Origin of the sequence: Natronorubrum tibetense GA33, assembly GCF_000383975.1 — an archaeon.
In the GTDB taxonomy this organism is placed as follows: Archaea; Halobacteriota; Halobacteria; order Halobacteriales; family Natrialbaceae; genus Natronorubrum; species Natronorubrum tibetense.
The window spans coordinates 2,841,134-2,860,396 of sequence record NZ_KB913017.1 but is presented as its reverse complement, the minus strand read 5'-3'; the positions used below and the strand labels follow the sequence as shown (position 1 = coordinate 2,860,396).

The following is a 19,263-nucleotide window of genomic DNA, read 5'->3' as shown; positions in this document are numbered from 1 at the left end:
CGGTTGGATCAGGACTCGTATTCGGGAGTCCGATCGCGGTCCCGGTCGCGATCACGCACGTTCGCTTTCCGACCGCGTCGTCGCCGATCGGCGTCCTCGAGCGTCTCCGTCTCGAGGAGTCGGTCGAGCTTCTGCTCGAACTGGTCGTCGGTGAGTTCGCCCGCCGCGTAGCGTTCGCGAAGCGTCTCGAGGGCGTCGCCGGGGGTGGTTTCGTCGGCGCGTTCCGGGTTCGAACTGGCGCTCGGCGACTCGTCCCGGTCGTTCCCGTCTCCCCACCAGTCATCCCAAGACTCGCTGCCCCACCACGCCTCGCGTTCCGACTTGTCGCCGTACAACAGGGCGACGAGCGGAATAACGATGATATAGCCGATCAGCATAACCGGGAGCCAGAGTTGTGTTCCACCCGGGAGAAACAGGAGCGCGAGCCACAGCCCGGTGACGATCATCGTCGTGATCTCCGTGGCGTTCTCACGGAATCGAGTCGCAGGATCGTCGCTCATGGCGGAGGCTACGACGGTAGCGCCGAAAGCTGTTTCCACCGAACGGCGTCGCCACTGGGTGAGTAGAGCGGTGTGGAGGAGCGGGACTGGCGCGTGTCCGGCGTGTGTCGGTTACGCGAGGGTCTCGCCGAGTGCCTCGAGTGCGGCGTCGCGAACGGCGTTGCGTTCGCCCGGCAAGAACTCGACGTGGCCGTCCTGACCGCCGACGACGCTGACGCCGGCGTTCGGCGCTGCGTCGGCGATTGCGTCGCCGAGATCGCGGACGTTCAGCGACTCGGTCGCGCGAACGTGCAGTTCGTCGTCGCCGACGCCGAGGGTGACGAACGGTTCGTCGTGCTCCTCGCGCTGCCGTCGGTGGAGCGCATCGAGCAACAGCGTCGTCGTCGGGAAGTTGTAGCGGTGGGTGAACGCGTCCGTGTCGAGGACGGCGACGGTGACGCCGTCGACGGTCTCGGTGGTCAGGTTCTCCCGGGCCGTCTCGAGTTCGGTCTCGAGTTTCGCGCGGAACTGTTCGGAGACGTGAGCCGCGAGGTCGCCGTCTCGTGGCGTCGACTCGCCGTCCGCGAACAGCAGGTCGATCACGAGTTCGCGCTTGTCCTTGTACGACTGGTAGTAGGCCTCGAGTGCGACGGCTTCGCGGCGCTCGGAGACGCCGGTCTCGTCGTAGCCGGCCTCGGTCGCGAGGTCGACGTACGCCTCGGGGGTGTCCTCCCAGTAGCTGACGGCGGGGAGATGGACGAGGTCGTCGCGGACGTCGTCGTTGACGTGGGCGGCGACGTTCGCTGCGAGGGCGGTCGACGTGAGGTCGGCGACGTCGACGCCGGCGAGCGACGGCGCGACGGCGATCGAGACCGCGTCGGTGATCTCGTCGTCGGCGCGACTGTCGTCGATGACGATCGTCTCGGAATCGTACAGCGAGAGCAGATCGTAGCCGTCGACGGACTCCTCGGTCGAGCCGGCGTCGACGAGGAGCACGAGCGGCAGTTGCTCGCCGTGACGGTCGCGGGCCTCGAGCATCGAGGTGACGTCGTTGGTGGCGGCGTCCATGTCGTAAACGCGGCCGTCGAGCGGGCGGCGCTCGAAGTAGTGGTACTCCGCGTCCTCGCGGGTGTGTTTCTCGCGGATCAGCGGAAGCACGGCGCGCTCGATGGCGGCACCGGCGACGTAGCCGTCGGCGGTCGCACCGTGGCGCACGACGATCGGTCGGGCTTCCATGACGGCTCGACGGATCGCAGTCGCGGCGTCGACGAGGTTGTCCTCGACGGCCGAGACGGCGTCGTGGTCGGCCAGCAGGGAGACGTCGACCGGGCGTGCCTCGGACTCGATGGCGTCCTCGAGGCGCTCGCGGATGGTCGCGCCGTCCTCGTCGTCGAGGATCTCGAGCGTCTCGGTTTCGACCTGAAGGTCGCCGTGGTGTCGTTCGACCTCGCCCTCAAGGGCGACGACATCGTCGAGTTCGACGGCGGGGTAGGCGCGGACGCCGGCCTCCTCGAACGCCGCACACTCGACCGTCGCGGTCTCGTCGCGCAGTTCGAAGACGGTCGGGCCGCTGGTCTGGCGGACACCGGTGATCTCGCCCTCGAGTCGGACGACGGTCCCGACCTGCTCGTCGATGGTGTCGATGGTCGTTCGGTTGAGCGTCGGTTCGGCCTCGGGTTCGGCGTCGGCGGCGTCGTCCGTCGCCGGCGTCGACGCGGCCGCGCTCTCGGTGGCGACGGAGCCGCTACTGCTGCCGGTGGCGACGGTCTCGGACGCATTCGGTGCGCCGGATTCGTCGCTCGCTCCGGAGTCGTCGACGGCCGTCTGCAGGTCGCCGGCCTCGACGTCGGCTTCGTCGGGTGACTCGCTGGCCCCAGCGGCGTCCTCCTCGGACGCGGCTGCGGACCTGCTGTCGTCGGTCGAGTCGCCATCGTCGGTCGACTCGCTCCCATCGTCCTCGAGGTCCTCTGGGAGCACCTCGTCGTCGCCGGTGTCGATCAGTTTGCCGCGGAACTCGCGTTCGCGCTGGCGAATCGACCAGCCGAGATCGACGTTACCGTTGTCTCGGACGCTGAGGACCTGGACGTAGACATCGTCGCCGGGTTCCCAGTCGAGACTCTCGAGTCGTTGGTCTAGTTCGCTTCTATGCAACAGGCCAGTGACGTGGTCTCCGATGTCGATGAAGACACCGAAGTCGGCGTAGCCGTCGACGGTTCCCCGGTAGTACCGGTCGGGGGACAGCTGTGAGGCGGAGTTGCCGCGAAAGGTGAACACGACGTCCTCTTCGTGGCTCTCACAGACCAAGCCGTCGACAGGCTTGCCACAGATGATACAGTTACCCATCTACTGGGACCAAGCAGTTTCGTCCTAAAACTGTTGTCGAATTGTGTTCGCAAGTGCATCCCCGCCGCCGACCGGGAGCGCAGCCGGCGTTCTACTCGAAAACCGGTGAATCGTCCTCGAGAGCGTCGATATCGCTCGCGATCTTGCGGACGTCCTCGGGAAAGAGCGACACCTGCACCTCGTTCCCGTCCGCGTCCTCGAAGACGAGTTTGACGCGTTTGTCGCCGAACGCTCGAGCCTCGGCCTCCTCGACTTCGAACAGCTTGACCGTCGCCGACTTGTTCGTCGGGCCGACGTTCTTGATCGACCCTTCTTTTAACTCAACCATGAACTCGTCGAGATTCAGCGTGAGCATACCCGTCGTACGGACCGGGGGTAGAAAACGACACGGCATTGCAGCCGTTCCGCGTCGGCGCGTCTCGTATCCGTCGCGATTCGACGACCGCCGGCGACGTTCGGGACGACCGCTCGGCCAGCTTTAAGGTCGATTCGCCCCAACCATCGCACGCTATGCAGGTCACCTGGCACGGCCACTCGACGTGGCACGTCACTGTAGGGGAGACGGAGCTATTGATCGACCCGTTCTTCGACAATCCGAAGACGGACCTCGAGCCGTCGAATATCGACACGCCGGACTATGTGTTGCTCACCCACGGCCACGCCGACCACATCGCCCACGCCGGCGAGTTTGCCGAGGCGACGCTGGTCGCGACGCCGGAGCTCGTCTCCTACTGCGAGGAGGAGTTCGGCTTCGAGGACGCCGTCGGCGGCATGGGAATGAACCTCGGCGGTACCGTCGAGTGTGGCGACGCGTACGTCACCATGGTCCGTGCCGACCACACGAACGGCATCATGACCGAGAACGCGAAAAGCGGCGGGATGCCGGCCGGCTTCGTCATCTCGGATACGAAGCCGACGCAGGTCGCAGACGAAGAGTCCACCACCATCTACAACGCTGGCGACACCTCGCTGATGTCCGAGATGCGTGACGTTATCGGCTCCTATCTCGAGCCCGACGCGGCCATCGTCCCGATCGGCGACCACTTCACGATGGGACCGCAGCAGGCCGCCATCGCCGTCGACTGGCTCGACGTCGATTACGCATTCCCACAGCACTACGACACCTTCCCGCCGATCGAACAGGACCCCGAGGAGTTCGAGAGCGAGGTCGCTGCGACGGGGAGCGACGTCGAAGTCGTGGCGCTCGAGGCCGACGAACCGTTCGAGATCGATCCCTGACTGCTCACTCGAGAAGGCAGTCGGTTCGCGAAGAGCCGTAACCAGCGGCGTCGTCAGAAACCACAGCCCCGCAAACAGCCGGGTTCCTCTCAGACGAACGGACGGTGTCGTTCGGGAGAACAACGTTTACACCGCAGGCTGTGGACGACTCGAGTGCTATGGCGAAACAGGTTACCACCGTCTCCGAGGAGGGATACAGCGCGACAAACGAGATCCGCGAGTTCGAGACGACCATCGATGCGACCGGCGAGGAAGCACCCGACACGCTCGAGGCGCTGCTGGCCGCCTACGCCTCCTGTTACGTCCCCGCGCTGCGGGTCGGCGGCGAACAGCGGGGTGCCGGCGACCTCGGACGGATCGAAATCGAGTCGGCGGGCGAACTCAACGACGACGACAAACTCGAGTCGGTATCCTTCGACATCCGCGTGGAAGCCGACGTCGACGACGAAACCGGCGAAAAGGTCGTCGAGCGTGCGTTCGAACTCTGTAAGGTTCACGACGCGCTGAAGTCCGAGCTACACGCCGGGACGAGTTTCGAAGGCGGCGCGTTCTGAGCGTCGATCGGGTATCGCGATCGATCGAGGCGTGACGACGGCCGGCGGCGAACGTGTTTATTTTCGCGACAGTTGTCTGCTCTAGGCGGTCCAAACCCACATATTCGGTGACATCGTCGGGAGACGTATGCGACGGCGACGCGGGTTGGCGGTCGTGATGGTTGCTGGACTACTCGTCCTCTCCGGCTGTATCGGCGGATTCGGCGTGAGTGACGGCTCCGAAAACGCCGACAGCGGCGACGAAACCGATGTCGACGGCGAACTCGAGGTCCACCATATCGACGTCGGACAGGCCGATGCAACGCTGATCGTCACGCCCGATGGCGAGACGATTCTCATCGATACGGGCGACTGGCGACAGGACGGCCAGGGCGTCATCGACTACCTCGAGAGCGAAAATATCGATCGGATCGATCATCTCGTTGCGACCCACGCCCACGCGGACCACATCGGCGGCCACGCGGCCGTCATCGAGCACTTCGAGGAGCACGGCGAGGGCGTCGGTGCGGCCTACGACTCTGGTATCACCCACACGAGCCAGACGTACGAGCGCTACCTCGACGCCGTCGAGGCGTACGAGATCAGGCTCTTCGAGGTCAGCGAGGGCTCGACGCTCCCCCTCGAGGACGACGCCGTCGAGGCGACCGTGCGGAATCCGCCGGAAGACGGCGGGGACGGACTCCACTACAACAGCGTCACGCTCAGCGTCGCGTTCGGCGATTTCACGTACCTGACGACCGGTGACGCGGAGCGAGACGCCGAACAGCGGATGGTCGACGCACACAGCGACGACCTCGCGGCCGACGCCTATCAGGCCGGACACCACGGCTCCTCTACCTCCTCTACCGATCCGTTCCTCGACCGCGTCGATCCGGACGTCGCCGTCATCTCGAGCGCACTCGAGTCCCAGTATGGACACCCACACGACGAGGTGCTCGAGTCGTTCGCCGACCGCGATATCGTGACGTACTGGACCGGCGTCCACGGCGATATCGTGCTCACGACCGACGGGACCGACGCCTCGGTGACGGCCGAATACGACGAGCCGACGGATCCGGCGACGTTGCTCGAGCGAAAGCACGAAGCCAATTCGGACTCCGAATCCGAATCGGCGTCACTGTATCCGCCACGGCCGTCGACGGGGGCGGGAGTTGATACGCCGCCCGCGCTTACTGTCAGTCCATGACCGAGACCGACACTGCGGTCGTCGATCGAATCGTCGACGGAAAGACGGCCGTGCTCCTGCTCGAGACGGACGACACCGTCGTCGACGAGCGGACGATGGCGGTCGAATCGCTGCCAGAAGACGGTCAGCACGAAGGGGCCGTCTTCGACGTCGAGTTCGAGGACGACGAACTCCGGGAGCTAACCTATCGGCCGTCTGTGGAACGGGAGCGACGAGAGAGCGCACAGGAGCGATTCGACCGCCTCTCTGAGCGACTCCCCGACGAGTAACCGACGCGGTCGCTGCGCTGACGGCGCGTACGAAGAGAGGTGGAAGGAAGGTGGTGGGGTGAAAACCCCAACTGGTGGTTCGGGGTGCGTGGGATGACACAGACGACGGATCGCCGCCAGTCGGAGGGACGGATGTCCGCCGTCAACGGGTACTTTGACGAACGATGCATTAGCCGTACTGCCAAATTATGTTGGAACTCCGGTGTGAAAGAGTGTCACGATACCCGTAGTGCCGTCGCGCGGAACGGCAGAAGGCCGGCGACCCGGGGCGATCGGATGGAACGCCAGAACGCTGGCGATCCGTGACCCGTTCGGATGTGAGAACGAGTCCGCTCGAGACCGATGGGCAGGTTCAAGACGTTGCTCACGTCAGCCACAGGCATGCTACGATCGTTCGACGGGATGAAACCCCAGATCGCCGACTCGGCGTACGTTGACGAGGCTGCAGTCGTCATCGGAAACGTCGTCGTCGAAGCAGACGCGAGCGTCTGGCCGAACACGACGCTGCGGGGCGACCACGGCAAGATCGTCGTCGGCGAAGGCGCGAACGTCCAGGACAACGCCGTTCTCCACGAGGACGCCGAACTCGAGCCCTACTCGACGGTGGGTCACAGTGCCATCGTCCACGACGCGACCGTTGGCGAGCGCGCGTTGGTCGGCATGAACGCGGTCGTCCTCGACGGCTCTCACGTCGGCGACGGGGCAGTCGTCGCGGCCGGCAGCGTCGTCACCGAAGACACCGAGATCCCGCCATCGACCCTCGTCGCCGGCGCGCCCGCCGAACCGAAGACCGAGATCGACGATCCCCGACTCGAGCGGACGGCCGACCGGTACGTGGAACTCTCGAAGAAGTACGCGGAGACGTCCGTACGACTCGATTGACCCTCAACTCGTGGCCGATTCGATCCACGAGTGATGAAAACCCTGATACCACCACCGTCCCAACCAGTGTGTATGAGTGACAGCCCGTGGACGGACCGGATCGTCGGCGCGCGAATGACCGTCGATCAGGAGTTCACCTCCCGGATCGTGGAGTCGCAGTTTTCCAGCCAGCAGTGGAGTCTGATCATGACCGCGACGGAGTTCGAGATCGAACATCCCGACGATCCCGACCGGGCGCGAATCGTCGCCAACACCGAAAAGGTCGAGCAGATCATCCCCGAACTCGAGAACGTCGGCACCGGCATGGGAATGGGCGGGCAGCCACAGGGCCAACAGGGCGGCTCCTCGAGCGGCGGCGTTCTCGGCTCGATCAAGGGTGCGCTCGGATTGGGTGGCGGCGACAGCGGCGACTCTCACGCCGAACAGGAGCGTGCAGCCGAGCAACTCACGCAGGAGTACGCCGACGAGTTACAGTCACACCTCGAGTCGAACGGCCGCTGGGACTCCGTTCGACAGGCTGCAGCGACGGAGGAGTAGAAACTGAGCGACCGTTCGGTGGGGAGGCGTCGACGAATACTATTGGCACACAGCCCACGGGCGTCCCGATCCGACGCGCCGATGCCAAGCCACAGCACCTTTACGGACGCCTCGCTTCAGTAGCGGTATGACAGACGACATCGAGACGACGACGTTCGAGATTACCGCCGACGACGACAGCACCGACGACGTGACCATCCCGTCCGGACTCGTCGATCTCGTCGCCGAGGGCGACCAGTCCGACGCCGAGACGATCGCCGACATCACTCTCCTCTCCTTCGCCAGCCGTGCCCACCACATCGTCCACCACGGAGAGGGCGCAGACGAAGAACTCGAGGCCCAGGAAGACCGTATCATGGACCTGTTCGAGGAGCGATTCGGCGTGACCTACGGCGAAGCGACCGGCCACCAGCACTGAGTCGCGGTTCGAACTGCGGACCCGAACGCGAACATCGTTTCTGTGAAAATAGATCGAACCGATAGCGCGTCGTCCCTCTTCAGATCCAGGATGTACTCGAGACGGAATCGCCGTTGTTAGCGTCGGCTACTCCGCAGCCTCCGCCGGTTCCGCGCCCGAACCCGGATCCGGTCCCTCGGACTCCTCGGGAGTCTCTGGATCTTCGGGCGGCTGTTGATCGGCCGGTTCGTCGTCCCCGTTGTCTTCCGTCTCAGGGATGTCTGCACCGGGCTCGTCGCCTGAGCCGTCCGTTTCGTCCGCTTCGGTGGGCGGTTCCTCGGTCTGTGGGTCATCACTGGGTGTCTCGTCCGCTTCGGTGGGCGGTTCCTCGCTCGGCGTCTCGTCGTCGACCGGTCCGTCGGTTGGCTCTTCGTCGGCAGGTGCGTCAAGTGGATCTTCTTCTACCGGATCGTCAGCAGGCTCGTCCGCTGGTTCCGCGTCCGCTGTCTCGTCAGTCGGATCGGGCGCTTCGTCCTCGAGTTCGGTCTCGTCGACCGCCTCAATCGTCACTGTCGTCTCGGCGGTTTCGTTCTCGCTCGAGACTGTAGCGGTGTACTCGCCGGGCTCGAGATCTTCAGTCTCAGCGGTCAGCGTCGTCTCTTCGACGGAACCGGGCTCGAGTGACACCTCCGTCGTATCGGCGGTCTCGCCGTCGAGTGCCAGTTCGATCACCTGGCTGTCTTCCGCCTCGCCGACGTTCTCGAGTTCGGCACCGACCTCGAGCGTCTCACCCTGTTCGACGGGTTCGTTCGTTCCCGTAATCGCGACCGAGAACTCGGCGTCCTCCGTCGGATCGATCTCGCCTGCGGTCGCCGTCGCGGCGGGTTCGACCGCGTCCGCCTCGTAGTCGTAGCTACTCATGTCGACCGCCCAGACGAGTCGCTCGTCGTCGGTCTCGGGCATCCACTGGACGGTAAACTCGTTCGTTCCGGGCTCGAGTTCGTCGACCGGTTCGTCCTCGGTCGTTCCCTCGAGGAACTCGCTGCCGACGAGCAGTTCGGCGTCGTTCGGGTTCTCGTAGCCGAACGTGACGTCGATACCGTCGTCGGTCGGTTCCGTCTCCACGACCGAAAGATCGGGCAGGTCGGGTCGGACCTCTTCGATACACTCGCTCGCATCGGGGTTCGGATGATCGATCGAGCCCGGAATCGCATCGGGCGAGGAAAAGCCGGTGATTGCGGTCCCGAAGTCACCTTCGGGGACTGTCACGGTCGCACCCTCGGCCGTCTCCTCGACGGTGAACTCTTCGCCCGTCTCGTAGGTGATCGACCCCTCGAACGGGGCCTCGACGTCCTCACCGACCGTGATCGCGTACTCGCCCATCGTGTTTCCGAAGCCGCCCGATTCGTAGAATCCAGTGGCGACGATGATCGTGTCGCCGTCCTCGAACGAGCCCGTCACTTCGGCCTGGGAACAGTCGATGAACGTCGCCTCGAACGTCTCCCCGTCGTCGACCGTGTACTCGATCGTTTCGCTCACGAGGACGCCGTCTGCGTCGGTGTCGGCATCGTCACCGGGAGTTTCGGCCTCGTCCTCGGCGTCCGTCTCCTCACCGACCGATTCGACCGCTACCTCGAGCGTCGCGTTCTCCTCGAGCGGCGGCTCGAGGTCGAGCGACTCGAGTTCGACGGTCTCGTTGCCCTCGAAGGTCTCGCTCGCCGCGAGCTGTTCGCCGTCTTCGTCGGTCACGGTGAGTTGGTAGTCGACATCGGCGCTCGCCTCCTCGACGGTCAGCGTCTCGCCGTCACCCGTCTGATCGCTCACGTTGAGCGTCGCCTCGGGCTCCGGGGCCGGTGGCTCGTCCGCGAGCGTGTAGTCGATCGATTCGGCCGCGAGTTCCGCGTCGTCATCGCCGACGACGCTCACGTCGACGGTCGTGGATTCCTCGATTGGCGGCTCGAGTGATAGTTCGAGATCCGTCTGCGTCTCGTTCGCCTCGAACTGCTCGCTCTCGACCTGCTCGCCGTCGTAGGCTGCAGCGACGGTGAAGTCGGTATCCGCGCCGGCCTCGTCCACGACGAGCGACTCCCCGTCACCCTCCTGATCGCTGACCGCGAGGGTCGCTTCCGGATCGGCCGGCTCGTCCGGATCGTCGACCGTCACGATTGCCGTGTCAAACACCGGTGCGCCGGCCTCGGTAACGTACGGCTCGTCCTCCTCTCCGTCGGATGCGGCGTACTGGAACGACTCGTCGTCGGTCGTATCGTGGTGGGCCACCGCGACGAGCGGCTGCTCACCCTCGATCGGCTCCTCGAGATCGATCTCGACGTCTGCGTGCTCGCCGCTCTCGAGGTAGCTCGAAGCCCCGATCACTCCGTTCGGATCGGCGGCGATGTCGCCCGGGTAGATCGCCACGAACCCGCCCTCGGAGAGCTCGACGCTATCAACGGTGACGCTCTCGCCGTCGCTGTCCTGGTCGGTGAACACGATCGACGCCTCACCTTCGAGTTCGTCGACCGCCTCGATTCGCTGCTCGATCTCGATTTCGACGTACTGACTGATCTCGGTCGGGTCGTCGATCCCCTCGGCGACCGCGTACGCCGTCGCGTCACTTGCGGTCTCCTGGATCAGAATCTGCAGCTGCGTGATGCTGATCTGCTGGTACTGGACCACCTGCGCCGTCTGCTGGCAGGCGGCGCTGGCCGCGGACTGGATCTGCTGGACCGTCGCCTCCTGGTGTTGCATCAACACGCCGCTCGCGCTCCCGCTCGCGAGGATCTGGACCTGCGTGACGTCGACGGTCTGCGTCTGGATTACGGCACCCTCGCCGGCACCGAACGCGGCGGCCTGAATCTGCTCGACCTCGACGACCTGTTCTTGAATCGCGCCCTCGACCGCGCCTTCCGCCGCGCCGACCGCGGCGTACTGGATCTGCGTGATCGAAACCTCCTGTTGCTGGACGAGCACGCCGCCCGCGGCACCGTCAGCCGCAGCCTGGATCTGCTCGACGGACGCCTCCTGGCTCTGGGAAATTGCCCCCGTCGCCGCACCGAAGGAGGCCTCCTGAATCTGCGTGATCGAGATACGCTGGACCTGTTCGACGGTGACCGTCTGGACCTGTTTCAGCGCTCCCGCGCTCGCCCCGCGCGCCGCGGACTGGGTCTGCTCGACCGTCACCTCCTGTTGCTGGACGAGCGCGCCCTTCGCGCCGCCCGTCGCGGCCTTCTGGATCTGCTTGATGTCGACGCGCTGGTACTGCTCGACCTCGACGTCTTGGGTCTGCTCGAGTGCTTCCTGCGTCGATCCCTCGAGCGCGCCGGCCGACGCGCCCGCCGCGGCGTGCTGGACGTGCTCGAGCGTGACCTGCTGGCGCTGTTCGACGGTAATCTTCTGGTACTGCTCGAGGGCGCCGTAGGCCGCACCCTGTGCCGCCTCCTGAATCTTCGGCATCTCGTCGATATCTCGAGCGCCGGCCTCGAACGCGGCGCCTGCAGCGGCACCTTGCGCCGCGACCTGGATCTGTTCGACCTCGACGCGCTGTTCCTGTGCGAGCGCGCCGTGTGTCGCGCCCCACGTCGCGCCCTGCATCTGGCTCGCCTCGACCGTCTGGTACTGGCCGAGCGCCCCGTCGGTCGCGCCGCCGACGGCGTACTGGATCTGCTCGGCCTCGACCTGCTGTGAGTGCATCAGCGAGCCGTGGACCGCGCCCTTCGTCGCCTCCTGAATCTGCTCGACCTCGGCTTCCTGGTGCTGCGTGACCGACTCGCTGGCCCCGTCGATCGCCGCCGCTCGCTGCTCCTGAGTGACGTTGACGCCCTGGGATTGGGCCAGTTCGATCCCCTCGTCGACGCCGGCTTCGACGCCGTCTGCTTGCGCTTGGGCGAGCGTGGCCTGCCCGTCCGCTTCGCCGACGGCTCCGACAGCAGCGTCGCCGGCAGCGGCGTCCGACTCGCCGTCCGGATTATCCGTGTCCGTGCTGGCAGCGTCCGCGGTCGCCGTCGTCGGCTCCATCGCGACGAGTTCGAGCGACTCGTTCGATTCGCTGTCGTCGACGTCAGAGGCACCGTTCGTTACGGTCTCGTCACCGGTGTCGATCTCGGTCGTCTCGTCGTCCGAATCGCTTGCCCCCTCCTGTCCGGCGTCGAACGGAGCGATACTGCCGCCGAGCAGCGGCAACGCCATCACGCTCGTCACCATCAGGAACGCGACGAGGAGCGTCGCAGCGACTGCAGCCTGTCCCTTGTTCATGCCTCGACTCCCCGATCAGTAGCCGTCGCGGACCGCCGCCACGGGTCGTGCGTTCCGTTACATCGACTCCCACTGTCGTCCCATCGATGCTCTCCGCCGTCCTGGTGACTCCCTCCACCATCTCCGCGGTCGATACCCCTGACGGCGACAGTCGATCGACGACCGTCGCTGCACCCGCAGGTCGGCTGTCGGTCCCGGCTCTTCCCTCGGCGTCCTCTCTCGAATCTCATACTCACAGATCGCATCAGTTCTCAACCATCAGGCCGAACGAGTGCTTAAGCTACGCCGGTTGTTTCAGTTAGTAACGAGAGACAATCGTCCATTACGTTCCTCGAGACCGACAAATTCGCGGAGAAGACCGAGCGCACGGACTGCGATGGGTCCGCTGTGGTTGTCGTCGGCTCGCGGGTCCGGGAGTTCGGGTCCGTGACAGGAACGCCCCGTTTTGTGCCGTTCTCACGCTGGCGGCATCGCTACCAGACGGCCGATATGACGGCGAACTGTCGAACATCTCGGAAACCGAAGTGTTGAACAGGGTTTACGAGAGAGTCGGTGCCATGGAAACCGAAGGGAGCTCGGTGGAACTCGTGGATGGGGACGTCGTCCGGCAGTTCGCCCGGGCAGCGGTGCTCGCGGCGCTACTCGGGGCAGTAGCGCCCGTCGCGATACCGCTCCCGCTGTCGCCGGCACCGCTCACGTTGCAGGTACTGTTCGTCTTTCTCGCTGGTCTCGTGTTGGGGCCCGTCTGGGGATCAGTATCGATGCTGCTCTATCTCACCGCCGGTGCGATCGGCATTCCGGTCTTCGCGGGATGGGAAGCCGGTCTCGGAACGCTGTTCGGCCCGACGGGCGGCTACCTCTGGTCGTATCCCATCGCCGCGGCGCTGATCGGGTCCGTCGTTCACCGCGGAACTGATCTCCGCGATCCAGCCGCTGTCCCCCTGCCGATCGTCGTCACAGCCCTCGTAATGGGGACGATCGTCATCTACGGCATGGGAACGGCCTACGCCGCCTGGCTGCTCGAACTCGAGGCCTGGGAGGCGATCACCGGCTTCGCGCTGCCGTTTATCCCCGGCGAACTGCTCAAGATGGCCGCCGCGATCGCCATAGTCCAGAGCGGCCGGATCAAACCGATCCAGTCGTAGCGACACGAGGACCCAATGATCGAATTCCGCTCCGTCTCGTACGCCTTCGATGACATCTCCGTCCTCGAGGACGTCTCGCTCGCCATCGCCGACGGGGAGTTCGTCGTCCTCGCGGGTGCCAACGGCAGCGGGAAGACCACGCTGTTGCGACACTGCAATGGACTCCTCGAGCCGGATTCGGGCACCGTTCTCGTGAACGAGACGCCCGTTTCGGACGACCTCATCGCCGCGCGCTCGAGCGTTGGCATGGTGTTCCAGCACCCGCGCGACCAGTTCGTCGCCGCGACGATCGGCGCTGACGTGGCCTTCGGTCCCGAAAACCTCGGCCTTGCGCGCGAGGAGATCGATCGACGGGTCGGCGAATCCCTCGAGGCGGTCAACATGGCCGGCCGCGATGACGAGCGCATCGACCAGCTCTCGGGCGGCGAACAGTCCCGCGTGGCCATCGCGGGCGCGCTCGCGATGGAACCAACCCACCTCGTCCTCGACGAACCCTTCACCGGGCTCGACGATCCGGCGCGACGGTCCGTCCTCTCGCGCCTCGAGTCCCTCGCCGCCGACGGTACCGGTATTCTGCTCGCAACCCACGATCTGCGGGATGTCGTCGGCATAGCCGACCGCATCGTCGCCATGCGGGACGGCCGCGTCGTCGTCGACGATTCGCCCGAGGACGCGCTCGAGGATCTCGCGAGACTCGAGGTTCGCGTACCCGACACCTGATCGAACGCGTCCCCGACAGCGCTCACGCACCCAACGATGCTCACCTACGACCCCGACGACACGCTCGCACACCGGCTCGATCCCCGCTCGAAGCTGGGCGTCCAGATCGGGTTCGCCGCGACCGCGCTGGCCCACACCGGTTCGCGCGCCCTGCTGATTCTCTCCGCCGTGGCCGCGCTGATTCTGCTTGCCGCTCGCGTCTCGGTGCTCAGGGCGCTCTACGCCTACCGGTTCGCACTGGTCTTTCTCGGGCTCGCGCCGCTGCTCGCCGGACTGACCCTCGGCTCGCCGTGGTTCGACCTCTCGGATGCCGAAACCTCCGCCCGCGCAAGTTACCGAGTCCTGCTCGTCCTGCTCGTCAGCGCGGCGTACATCCGCTCGACGCCGATTCGCGCGTCTCGAGCCGCGATCCAGCGGACGATCCCCGGCAAGCCCGGACAGCTACTCGGCGTCGGCGTCTCGCTCGTCTTCCGGTTTCTCCCCGTGCTCCAGGCCGATATCCGGACGATTCGGGACGCGATGGCCGCCCGACTCGGCGACGAACGCGGCGTCGTCGACCGCGCGAGCACGATCGGATTGCTCGGCCTCACGCGAGCCTTCGACCGGGCGGACCGACTCGCGCTCGCCATGCAGGCGCGCTGTTTCGCCTGGAACCCAACGCTTCCCCACCTCTCGTTTTCGCGACTGGATTACCCCGTCCTCGGGCTGGCTGTCATCCTCGCGCTCTCGGCCCTGTTCTAATCCGCCCGCCGTTCGGCCCCCGCAGTCGAGAGCGGTCGACGAGCGGAGTGCGGTCGCTATCGGTTCGGATGGACCGTTCCGTTCGTTCGGCCGACGACGCCGGTCACGCGAGGGAGTCGGCTTCGTCGCCCGCAGCAGTCAGGTGTTCTTTCCCCCACTTCGCCATCTCCTGGACCACCGGCTCGAGCGATTCCCCGAGTTCGGTCAGCGAGTACTCGACGCGGACCGGCTTCTCGTTGACGATCTCCCTGTTGAGTAGCTGCTTCTCCTCGAGGTCTTCGAGCACGTCCGAGAGGACCTTGCTCGAGATACCGCCGACCTCCTCCTGTAATGCGTTGAAACCGAGGGGGCCGTTGGCGAGCAGTCGGTGGAGAATCACGGTGTGCCATTTCTTCCCGATCAACGTCGCGGTGGACGTGATCGGACACCAGTCCTCGCCCGCACACCAGACTTCCAGTTGCTGCGATGAGTCGCTCATAGCCGACCCGTGGTGGCGAGTCCGAATATAGTTACCTTTCGTAAGGTGGTTACGGTAGGTTTCTAAGTTGCGTCTTCCAGTCGCAGACCGGTTGACCACCCTTACCGGTCGGTAACCCGGTGAGCGACGGGTTGGCCGGCGCTTATTACTGACCAGGAGTGAGTGGGTAACAGAAGGTAACCCCATCATGACGACATCTACTCCCGCTCCGGACGAGGATCAGTTCGAAGTCGCCGTCGTTGGCGGCGGACCGGCCGGTCTGACGGCGGCCCTCTACGCGACTCGACTCGGCCACAAAACGGCGGTCTTCGACCGCGGCGGCGGCCGCGCCGCGATGATGCAAGAGACCCACAACGTCATCGGCGTCCCGGAATCCGTCTCCGGAAACGAGTTCCTCGAGACGGCCGTCGAACAGCTTCGATCGTACGGGACCGACTATCGGCGGTCGTTCGTGACCGGAATCGAGCGCCGCGGCGGCGCGTTCGCGCTCGACACCACCGATGGCCCCGCCGTCGCCGACCGCATCGTGCTCGCGACCGGCTTTTCCGACGGCCGTCCCGACCCGCCGTTACCCCGGACTGGTCGCGGACTCCACTACTGTCTCCACTGCGACGCGTACATGTTCGTCGACGAACCGGTGTACGTGATGGGCCACGGCGACAGCGCCGCGTTCGTCGCCATGCTCATGCTCAACTTCACCGACGACGTCGACCTCCTGCTCCGGGGCGACGACCCCACGTGGAGCGACGAAACCGCAACGCTGCTCGAGAAGCACCCGGTCGATATCGTCCACGAAGACGTCACCGGCGTCCGGAACGACGAGGACGGCTGGCTCGAGGCCCTCGAGTTCGAGGACAACGCGGGACCACGCCCCGCTGGCAACCGGACGGAGTCCGGCGACAAGACCGTCCGCGAGTACACGGGCGGCTTCGCAATGTACGGCTCCGAGTACAACAACGAGCTGGCAGCGTCGCTCGGCGCGGAACTCGAGAACGACGGAACGGTCACCGTCGACGATCACGGCCGCACGTCCGTCGATGGCCTGTTCGCCGTCGGCGATCTGACACCCGGCCACAACCAGATTCCGGTCGCGATGGGACAGGGGGCTAAGGCGGGCATCGCCCTCCACAAGAGTCTCCGCGAGTTCCCGAAGTCGCTCGCCGAACTCGAGGCCGAAGGGGCGGTCGAACCGCAGGACGTACCCGCTATCGACGCCGAACTGCGGCGACAGGCGAACGGTACCGAACACGCTCCCGCCGAAAGCGACTGATCGAACCCCGCGACCGAGACGTCTCGATCGGACGGTCACACTCCCGACCACCACAGTCGCGCGGAGGGTCGGAAGGATGGACCGCCGAGATCCGTCCAATAGCTCGAGAGAGACCCCCCAGCGTTGGATGTTCTACCCTGTCCTTCAGTACGACTCGCGTGCCATCTCATCACATCGAGGAGTACGACGTTCTCGGTATCGGATCCGGATCGGGGTTGGGGGTAGCGAACGTGGCCACACAGCGCGGCCAATCGGTCGCCCTCCAGTTCGGGACATCCGGAGCGGTTCACATTCGTCCGGTGCTCTCAGAGGTCGTCCAGCGCGCGTTCTCGGGCGGATTCTCCCGCGGCGGACACGGCCACTAGGACCGGAAATCGCTCTTGCACCGCACACGCACTCCCGCTGTCCCCTTTTGTGGCGTCGTGCCATGGTCTCGAGTGTAATGGTAAACGCAGCGATCGTCGTTCTGGCGGGTACCGAATCGCACAGTGACACCGGTCGGCTGGTCAACGGTCTCGAGGCGGCGCGGGAGTTCGCCGAGAACGAAGACGACGAACTGGAACTCATCTTCGACGGCGCCGGCACGCAGTGGATCGAAGAACTCGAGGACGAGGACCACGACTATCACGACCTCTACCGGTCCGTAAAGGATGAAGCGGCCGTCTGTGACTACTGTGCCAGCGCGTTCGACGCCGACGCTGCCGTCGAGGATGCGGGGATCGTCCAGATCGACGAGAACGATGGACATCCCAGCATTCGGTCGCTGGTCAGCGACGATTACGAGATCATCACGTTCTGAGACGCCGTCGGGTTCTCCTCGATCGATTACTCGCCGCTCGAGACCACCGGCTCGCCGAGCCGAATCCCCATCGGCGGTGGTCCACGCGTCTCGTGGCCCCGCGCGAAACCGAGGTAGAGCGCGCTGTTGACGATCCCGATGTGACTGAACGCCTGCGGGAAGTTCCCGAGGTGAGCGCCGGTTTCCGTATCGATCTCTTCCGCGACGAGTCCCAGCGGATTCAGGTACGAGAGTAGCGTCTCGAATCGGGACTCGGCTTCCTCGACGCGTCCGGAGAGCGCGAGCGCGTCGATCAGCCAGCACGAACAGAGGACGAACGCCCCTTCGTCTCCCGGGAGGCCGTCGTCGCCGTCGTACCGCTTGACGAACACGTCGTCCTCGAGTAGCTCCCGCTCGGTCGCGTCGATCGTTCCCTGCACGCGGTCGTCGTCGAACGGGAGAAAGCCGACGACGGGAAGTAACAGTCCCGTCGCGTCGAGCGCGTCCGACCCGTAGGACTGGACGAACGCACCGACGTCTTCGTCGTAGCCGTTCTCGAGGACGTTGTCCCGAATCCGTTCGCGGGTTTCTTGCCAGTCCTCCAGCGGCGCGTCGTGGTCGCCGTCGGTCGCGATCGCGATGCCACGGTCCAGCGCGACCCAGCACAGCACCTTCGAATAGACGAAGTGTTCGTCCCCGCCGCGGACTTCCCAGATACCCGCGTCCGGTTCGTCCCAGACCTCGCGAACGTACTCGACGATACCGCGGATCGTCGCCCACTCGTCGTCGTCCAGCGTCCGGCCGTGCTGGCACATCTCGTCGACGGCAAGCAGCAGTTCGCCGTAGATGTCGAGCTGTCGCTGGTCCGCGGCGCCGTTCCCGATTCGGACCGGGGAGGAACTGCGATAGCCCTCGAACCCCTCAATTTCCCGCTCCTTGAGGTCGGACTCGCCGTGGAGGCCGTACAGCGGTTGAATCGCTTCGGGGTCGTCCGCCTGACAGAGGTCCATGAACCAATCGACGTAATCGTTCGCCTCCTCGGCGGTGCCGAGGTTCATCAGGGCCTGCACGGTGAAGCCGGCGTCCCGGAGCCAGTTGAACCGGTAATCCCAGTTTCGAACGCCGCCGATATCCTCCGGCAGCGAGGTGGTCGGTGCGGCGGCGATCGCCCCCGATTCGGCGTGCGTGAGGAGTTTGAGGACGAGTTCGGAACGGACGACGTGATCGTGCCACGGTCCCTCGAACGCGCAGTCGTCCCCGGGATCGCAAGTGTGGGCCCAGTCGGTCCAGTATTCGATCGTCTCTTCCAGCGCAGCCTCCGGATCCGTATTCGCGTCCTCGGCACCCGTACACCGGAGCAGGAACCAGGCCGTCTCGCCGGCCTCGAGCGAGAACTCGCCGGTGATCCGGCCGTCTTCGATCGCGAGATCGACTGGACTCTCGAGCAGCGTCCGTTCCTCCCCGCCCTCGGCGAGAATCCCGTTCTCGACTGACTCGATCGACATCTCCGCGCGTCCGTAATCGAACCGCGGTTCGAGGTCGACCGCGAGGTCGACGACGCCGTCCGTACAGTCGACCTTGCGATAGATGACCTTCTTCGGGTGGTCGACCTGGCCGGCCGGGGGCAGGAAGTCCGTCACTGTCGCGGTTCCCTCGTCGGCGTGGAAGGTCGTCTCGAGGACGTTCGTGTCGTCGACGTAGCGCCGACTCGTCTCGAAGGAATCGGTCGGCGCGATCCGAAACCGACCGCCCCGGTCCGTATCGAGGATCGCGGCGAAGATGCTCGGCGACTCGAGGTGCGGGAACGGAAACCAGTCGACCGAACCGTCAGGCGCGACGAGCGCGCAGGTCTCGAGGTTGCCGACGACGCCGTAGGATTCGATCGGTGGGTACTCGTGCACGGACGATCGTACGATGACCAGAACAAAAAAGCCGGACCACAGATCGGAGGGCAATCAGACGCGACTGACGTCGAATCGAACTCCTGAGTGTACTGC

The 19,263-nt window shown here is 65.3% G+C and carries 19 protein-coding genes; 13 read left to right on the top strand and 6 right to left on the bottom strand.

Annotation, left to right across the window (positions count from 1 at the left end):
• Positions 1 to 8 precede the first annotated feature (8 nt).
• The 3 genes from NATTI_RS0114930 to NATTI_RS0114920 all read right to left on the bottom strand — a co-directional run bounded on the left by NATTI_RS0114930 (position 9) and on the right by NATTI_RS0114920 (position 3,177).
• Positions 9 to 500, bottom strand: a complete 492-nt coding sequence (locus NATTI_RS0114930) for an SHOCT domain-containing protein (RefSeq protein WP_006090304.1) — start codon at positions 498 to 500, stop codon at positions 9 to 11.
• A 111-nt stretch (positions 501 to 611) separates the two neighbouring features.
• A complete protein-coding gene (locus NATTI_RS0114925) occupies positions 612 to 2,822 on the bottom strand; it encodes a DHH family phosphoesterase (protein WP_006090303.1) in 2,211 nt (736 codons plus the stop codon).
• Between the two features lie 91 nt (positions 2,823 to 2,913).
• Positions 2,914 to 3,177 carry a hypothetical protein gene (locus NATTI_RS0114920; protein ID WP_006090302.1) on the bottom strand — a complete coding sequence of 88 codons (264 nt, stop codon included), beginning with the start codon at positions 3,175 to 3,177 and terminating at the stop codon, positions 2,914 to 2,916.
• Positions 3,178 to 3,332: 155 nt separating this feature from the next.
• Between NATTI_RS0114920 and NATTI_RS0114915 the strand changes: the two genes are divergently transcribed.
• The 7 genes from NATTI_RS0114915 to NATTI_RS0114885 all read left to right on the top strand — a co-directional run bounded on the left by NATTI_RS0114915 (position 3,333) and on the right by NATTI_RS0114885 (position 7,907).
• Positions 3,333 to 4,061: a metal-dependent hydrolase gene (locus NATTI_RS0114915; protein WP_006090301.1), complete on the top strand. Its 729-nt coding sequence runs from the start codon at positions 3,333 to 3,335 to the stop codon at positions 4,059 to 4,061.
• A 158-nt stretch (positions 4,062 to 4,219) separates the two neighbouring features.
• Complete coding sequence (locus tag NATTI_RS0114910; RefSeq protein WP_006090300.1) at positions 4,220 to 4,615, top strand: OsmC family protein; 396 nt, start codon at positions 4,220 to 4,222, stop codon at positions 4,613 to 4,615.
• A gap of 127 nt (positions 4,616 to 4,742) precedes the next feature.
• Positions 4,743 to 5,801, top strand: a complete 1,059-nt coding sequence (locus tag NATTI_RS0114905; protein WP_006090299.1) for a ComEC/Rec2 family competence protein — start codon at positions 4,743 to 4,745, stop codon at positions 5,799 to 5,801.
• A complete protein-coding gene (locus NATTI_RS0114900; protein ID WP_006090298.1) occupies positions 5,798 to 6,070 on the top strand; it encodes a DUF3006 family protein in 273 nt (90 codons plus the stop codon). Before NATTI_RS0114905 ends, NATTI_RS0114900 begins: the two co-directional genes overlap by 4 nt.
• 381 nt (positions 6,071 to 6,451) lie before the next feature.
• Positions 6,452 to 6,952 (top strand): gamma carbonic anhydrase family protein, encoded by a 501-nt coding sequence (locus NATTI_RS0114895; protein WP_006090297.1) that lies wholly within the window; start codon positions 6,452 to 6,454, stop codon positions 6,950 to 6,952.
• Between the two features lie 72 nt (positions 6,953 to 7,024).
• A complete protein-coding gene (locus NATTI_RS0114890; protein ID WP_006090296.1) occupies positions 7,025 to 7,489 on the top strand; it encodes a DUF5799 family protein in 465 nt (154 codons plus the stop codon).
• A 127-nt stretch (positions 7,490 to 7,616) separates the two neighbouring features.
• A complete protein-coding gene (locus NATTI_RS0114885; protein ID WP_006090295.1) occupies positions 7,617 to 7,907 on the top strand; it encodes a DUF7545 family protein in 291 nt (96 codons plus the stop codon).
• Positions 7,908 to 8,033: 126 nt separating this feature from the next.
• Here NATTI_RS0114885 and NATTI_RS0114880 read toward each other — a convergent pair whose 3' ends face one another.
• A complete protein-coding gene (locus tag NATTI_RS0114880; protein WP_006090294.1) occupies positions 8,034 to 12,134 on the bottom strand; it encodes a DUF7282 domain-containing protein in 4,101 nt (1,366 codons plus the stop codon).
• A gap of 557 nt (positions 12,135 to 12,691) precedes the next feature.
• Between NATTI_RS0114880 and NATTI_RS0114875 the strand changes: the two genes are divergently transcribed.
• From NATTI_RS0114875 to NATTI_RS0114865, 3 genes are read left to right on the top strand one after another with little or no spacing between them, the layout of a single operon-like run.
• A complete protein-coding gene (locus NATTI_RS0114875) occupies positions 12,692 to 13,279 on the top strand; it encodes a biotin transporter BioY (protein WP_006090293.1) in 588 nt (195 codons plus the stop codon).
• A gap of 15 nt (positions 13,280 to 13,294) precedes the next feature.
• Entirely contained in the window at positions 13,295 to 13,999 is a 705-nt protein-coding gene (locus NATTI_RS0114870; protein WP_006090292.1) for an energy-coupling factor ABC transporter ATP-binding protein, read from the top strand.
• Between the two features lie 36 nt (positions 14,000 to 14,035).
• Positions 14,036 to 14,740 (top strand): energy-coupling factor transporter transmembrane component T family protein, encoded by a 705-nt coding sequence (locus NATTI_RS0114865; RefSeq protein ID WP_006090291.1) that lies wholly within the window; start codon positions 14,036 to 14,038, stop codon positions 14,738 to 14,740.
• A 103-nt stretch (positions 14,741 to 14,843) separates the two neighbouring features.
• On the opposite strand, the gene NATTI_RS0114860 is transcribed toward NATTI_RS0114865, so the two are convergent.
• Entirely contained in the window at positions 14,844 to 15,218 is a 375-nt protein-coding gene (locus NATTI_RS0114860; RefSeq protein WP_006090290.1) for a winged helix-turn-helix transcriptional regulator, read from the bottom strand.
• Between the two features lie 187 nt (positions 15,219 to 15,405).
• Between NATTI_RS0114860 and NATTI_RS0114855 the strand changes: the two genes are divergently transcribed.
• The 3 genes from NATTI_RS0114855 (at position 15,406) to NATTI_RS0114845 (ending at position 17,287) form a co-directional block, all read left to right on the top strand.
• The gene (locus NATTI_RS0114855) at positions 15,406 to 16,488 is read left to right on the top strand and encodes an NAD(P)/FAD-dependent oxidoreductase (RefSeq protein WP_006090289.1); all 1,083 of its coding nucleotides are present in this window, start codon (positions 15,406 to 15,408) and stop codon (positions 16,486 to 16,488) included.
• Between the two features lie 158 nt (positions 16,489 to 16,646).
• On the top strand, positions 16,647 to 16,853 hold the full coding sequence (locus NATTI_RS0114850) for a hypothetical protein (RefSeq protein ID WP_006090288.1): 207 nt from the start codon (positions 16,647 to 16,649) through the stop codon (positions 16,851 to 16,853).
• Positions 16,854 to 16,930: 77 nt separating this feature from the next.
• Positions 16,931 to 17,287 (top strand): DsrE family protein, encoded by a 357-nt coding sequence (locus NATTI_RS0114845; protein WP_006090287.1) that lies wholly within the window; start codon positions 16,931 to 16,933, stop codon positions 17,285 to 17,287.
• A gap of 26 nt (positions 17,288 to 17,313) precedes the next feature.
• Here the strand turns inward: NATTI_RS0114845 and NATTI_RS0114840 are convergent, their stop codons facing one another.
• Entirely contained in the window at positions 17,314 to 19,167 is a 1,854-nt protein-coding gene (locus NATTI_RS0114840; RefSeq protein ID WP_006090286.1) for a glycoside hydrolase family 15 protein, read from the bottom strand.
• Positions 19,168 to 19,263 lie beyond the last annotated feature (96 nt).

Bases quoted from the DNA above. Each gene is read 5' to 3' on its own strand.
- NATTI_RS0114875 (WP_006090293.1), top strand. From the start codon at position 12,692: ATGGAAACCGAAGGGAGCTCGGTGGAACTCGTGGATGGGGACGTCGTC.
- NATTI_RS0114900 (WP_006090298.1), top strand. From the start codon at position 5,798: ATGACCGAGACCGACACTGCGGTCGTCGATCGAATCGTCGACGGAAAG.
- NATTI_RS0114890 (WP_006090296.1), top strand. From the start codon at position 7,025: ATGAGTGACAGCCCGTGGACGGACCGGATCGTCGGCGCGCGAATGACC.
- NATTI_RS0114910 (WP_006090300.1), top strand. From the start codon at position 4,220: ATGGCGAAACAGGTTACCACCGTCTCCGAGGAGGGATACAGCGCGACA.
- NATTI_RS0114905 (WP_006090299.1), top strand. From the start codon at position 4,743: ATGCGACGGCGACGCGGGTTGGCGGTCGTGATGGTTGCTGGACTACTC.
- NATTI_RS0114920 (WP_006090302.1), bottom strand. From the start codon at position 3,177: ATGCTCACGCTGAATCTCGACGAGTTCATGGTTGAGTTAAAAGAAGGG.
- NATTI_RS0114925 (WP_006090303.1), bottom strand. From the start codon at position 2,822: ATGGGTAACTGTATCATCTGTGGCAAGCCTGTCGACGGCTTGGTCTGT.
- NATTI_RS0114895 (WP_006090297.1), top strand. From the start codon at position 6,452: ATGCTACGATCGTTCGACGGGATGAAACCCCAGATCGCCGACTCGGCG.
- NATTI_RS0114860 (WP_006090290.1), bottom strand. From the start codon at position 15,218: ATGAGCGACTCATCGCAGCAACTGGAAGTCTGGTGTGCGGGCGAGGAC.
- NATTI_RS0114885 (WP_006090295.1), top strand. From the start codon at position 7,617: ATGACAGACGACATCGAGACGACGACGTTCGAGATTACCGCCGACGAC.
- NATTI_RS0114845 (WP_006090287.1), top strand. From the start codon at position 16,931: ATGGTAAACGCAGCGATCGTCGTTCTGGCGGGTACCGAATCGCACAGT.
- NATTI_RS0114880 (WP_006090294.1), bottom strand. From the start codon at position 12,134: ATGAACAAGGGACAGGCTGCAGTCGCTGCGACGCTCCTCGTCGCGTTC.
- NATTI_RS0114915 (WP_006090301.1), top strand. From the start codon at position 3,333: ATGCAGGTCACCTGGCACGGCCACTCGACGTGGCACGTCACTGTAGGG.
- NATTI_RS0114855 (WP_006090289.1), top strand. From the start codon at position 15,406: ATGACGACATCTACTCCCGCTCCGGACGAGGATCAGTTCGAAGTCGCC.
- NATTI_RS0114865 (WP_006090291.1), top strand. From the start codon at position 14,036: ATGCTCACCTACGACCCCGACGACACGCTCGCACACCGGCTCGATCCC.
- NATTI_RS0114870 (WP_006090292.1), top strand. From the start codon at position 13,295: ATGATCGAATTCCGCTCCGTCTCGTACGCCTTCGATGACATCTCCGTC.
- NATTI_RS0114930 (WP_006090304.1), bottom strand. From the start codon at position 500: ATGAGCGACGATCCTGCGACTCGATTCCGTGAGAACGCCACGGAGATC.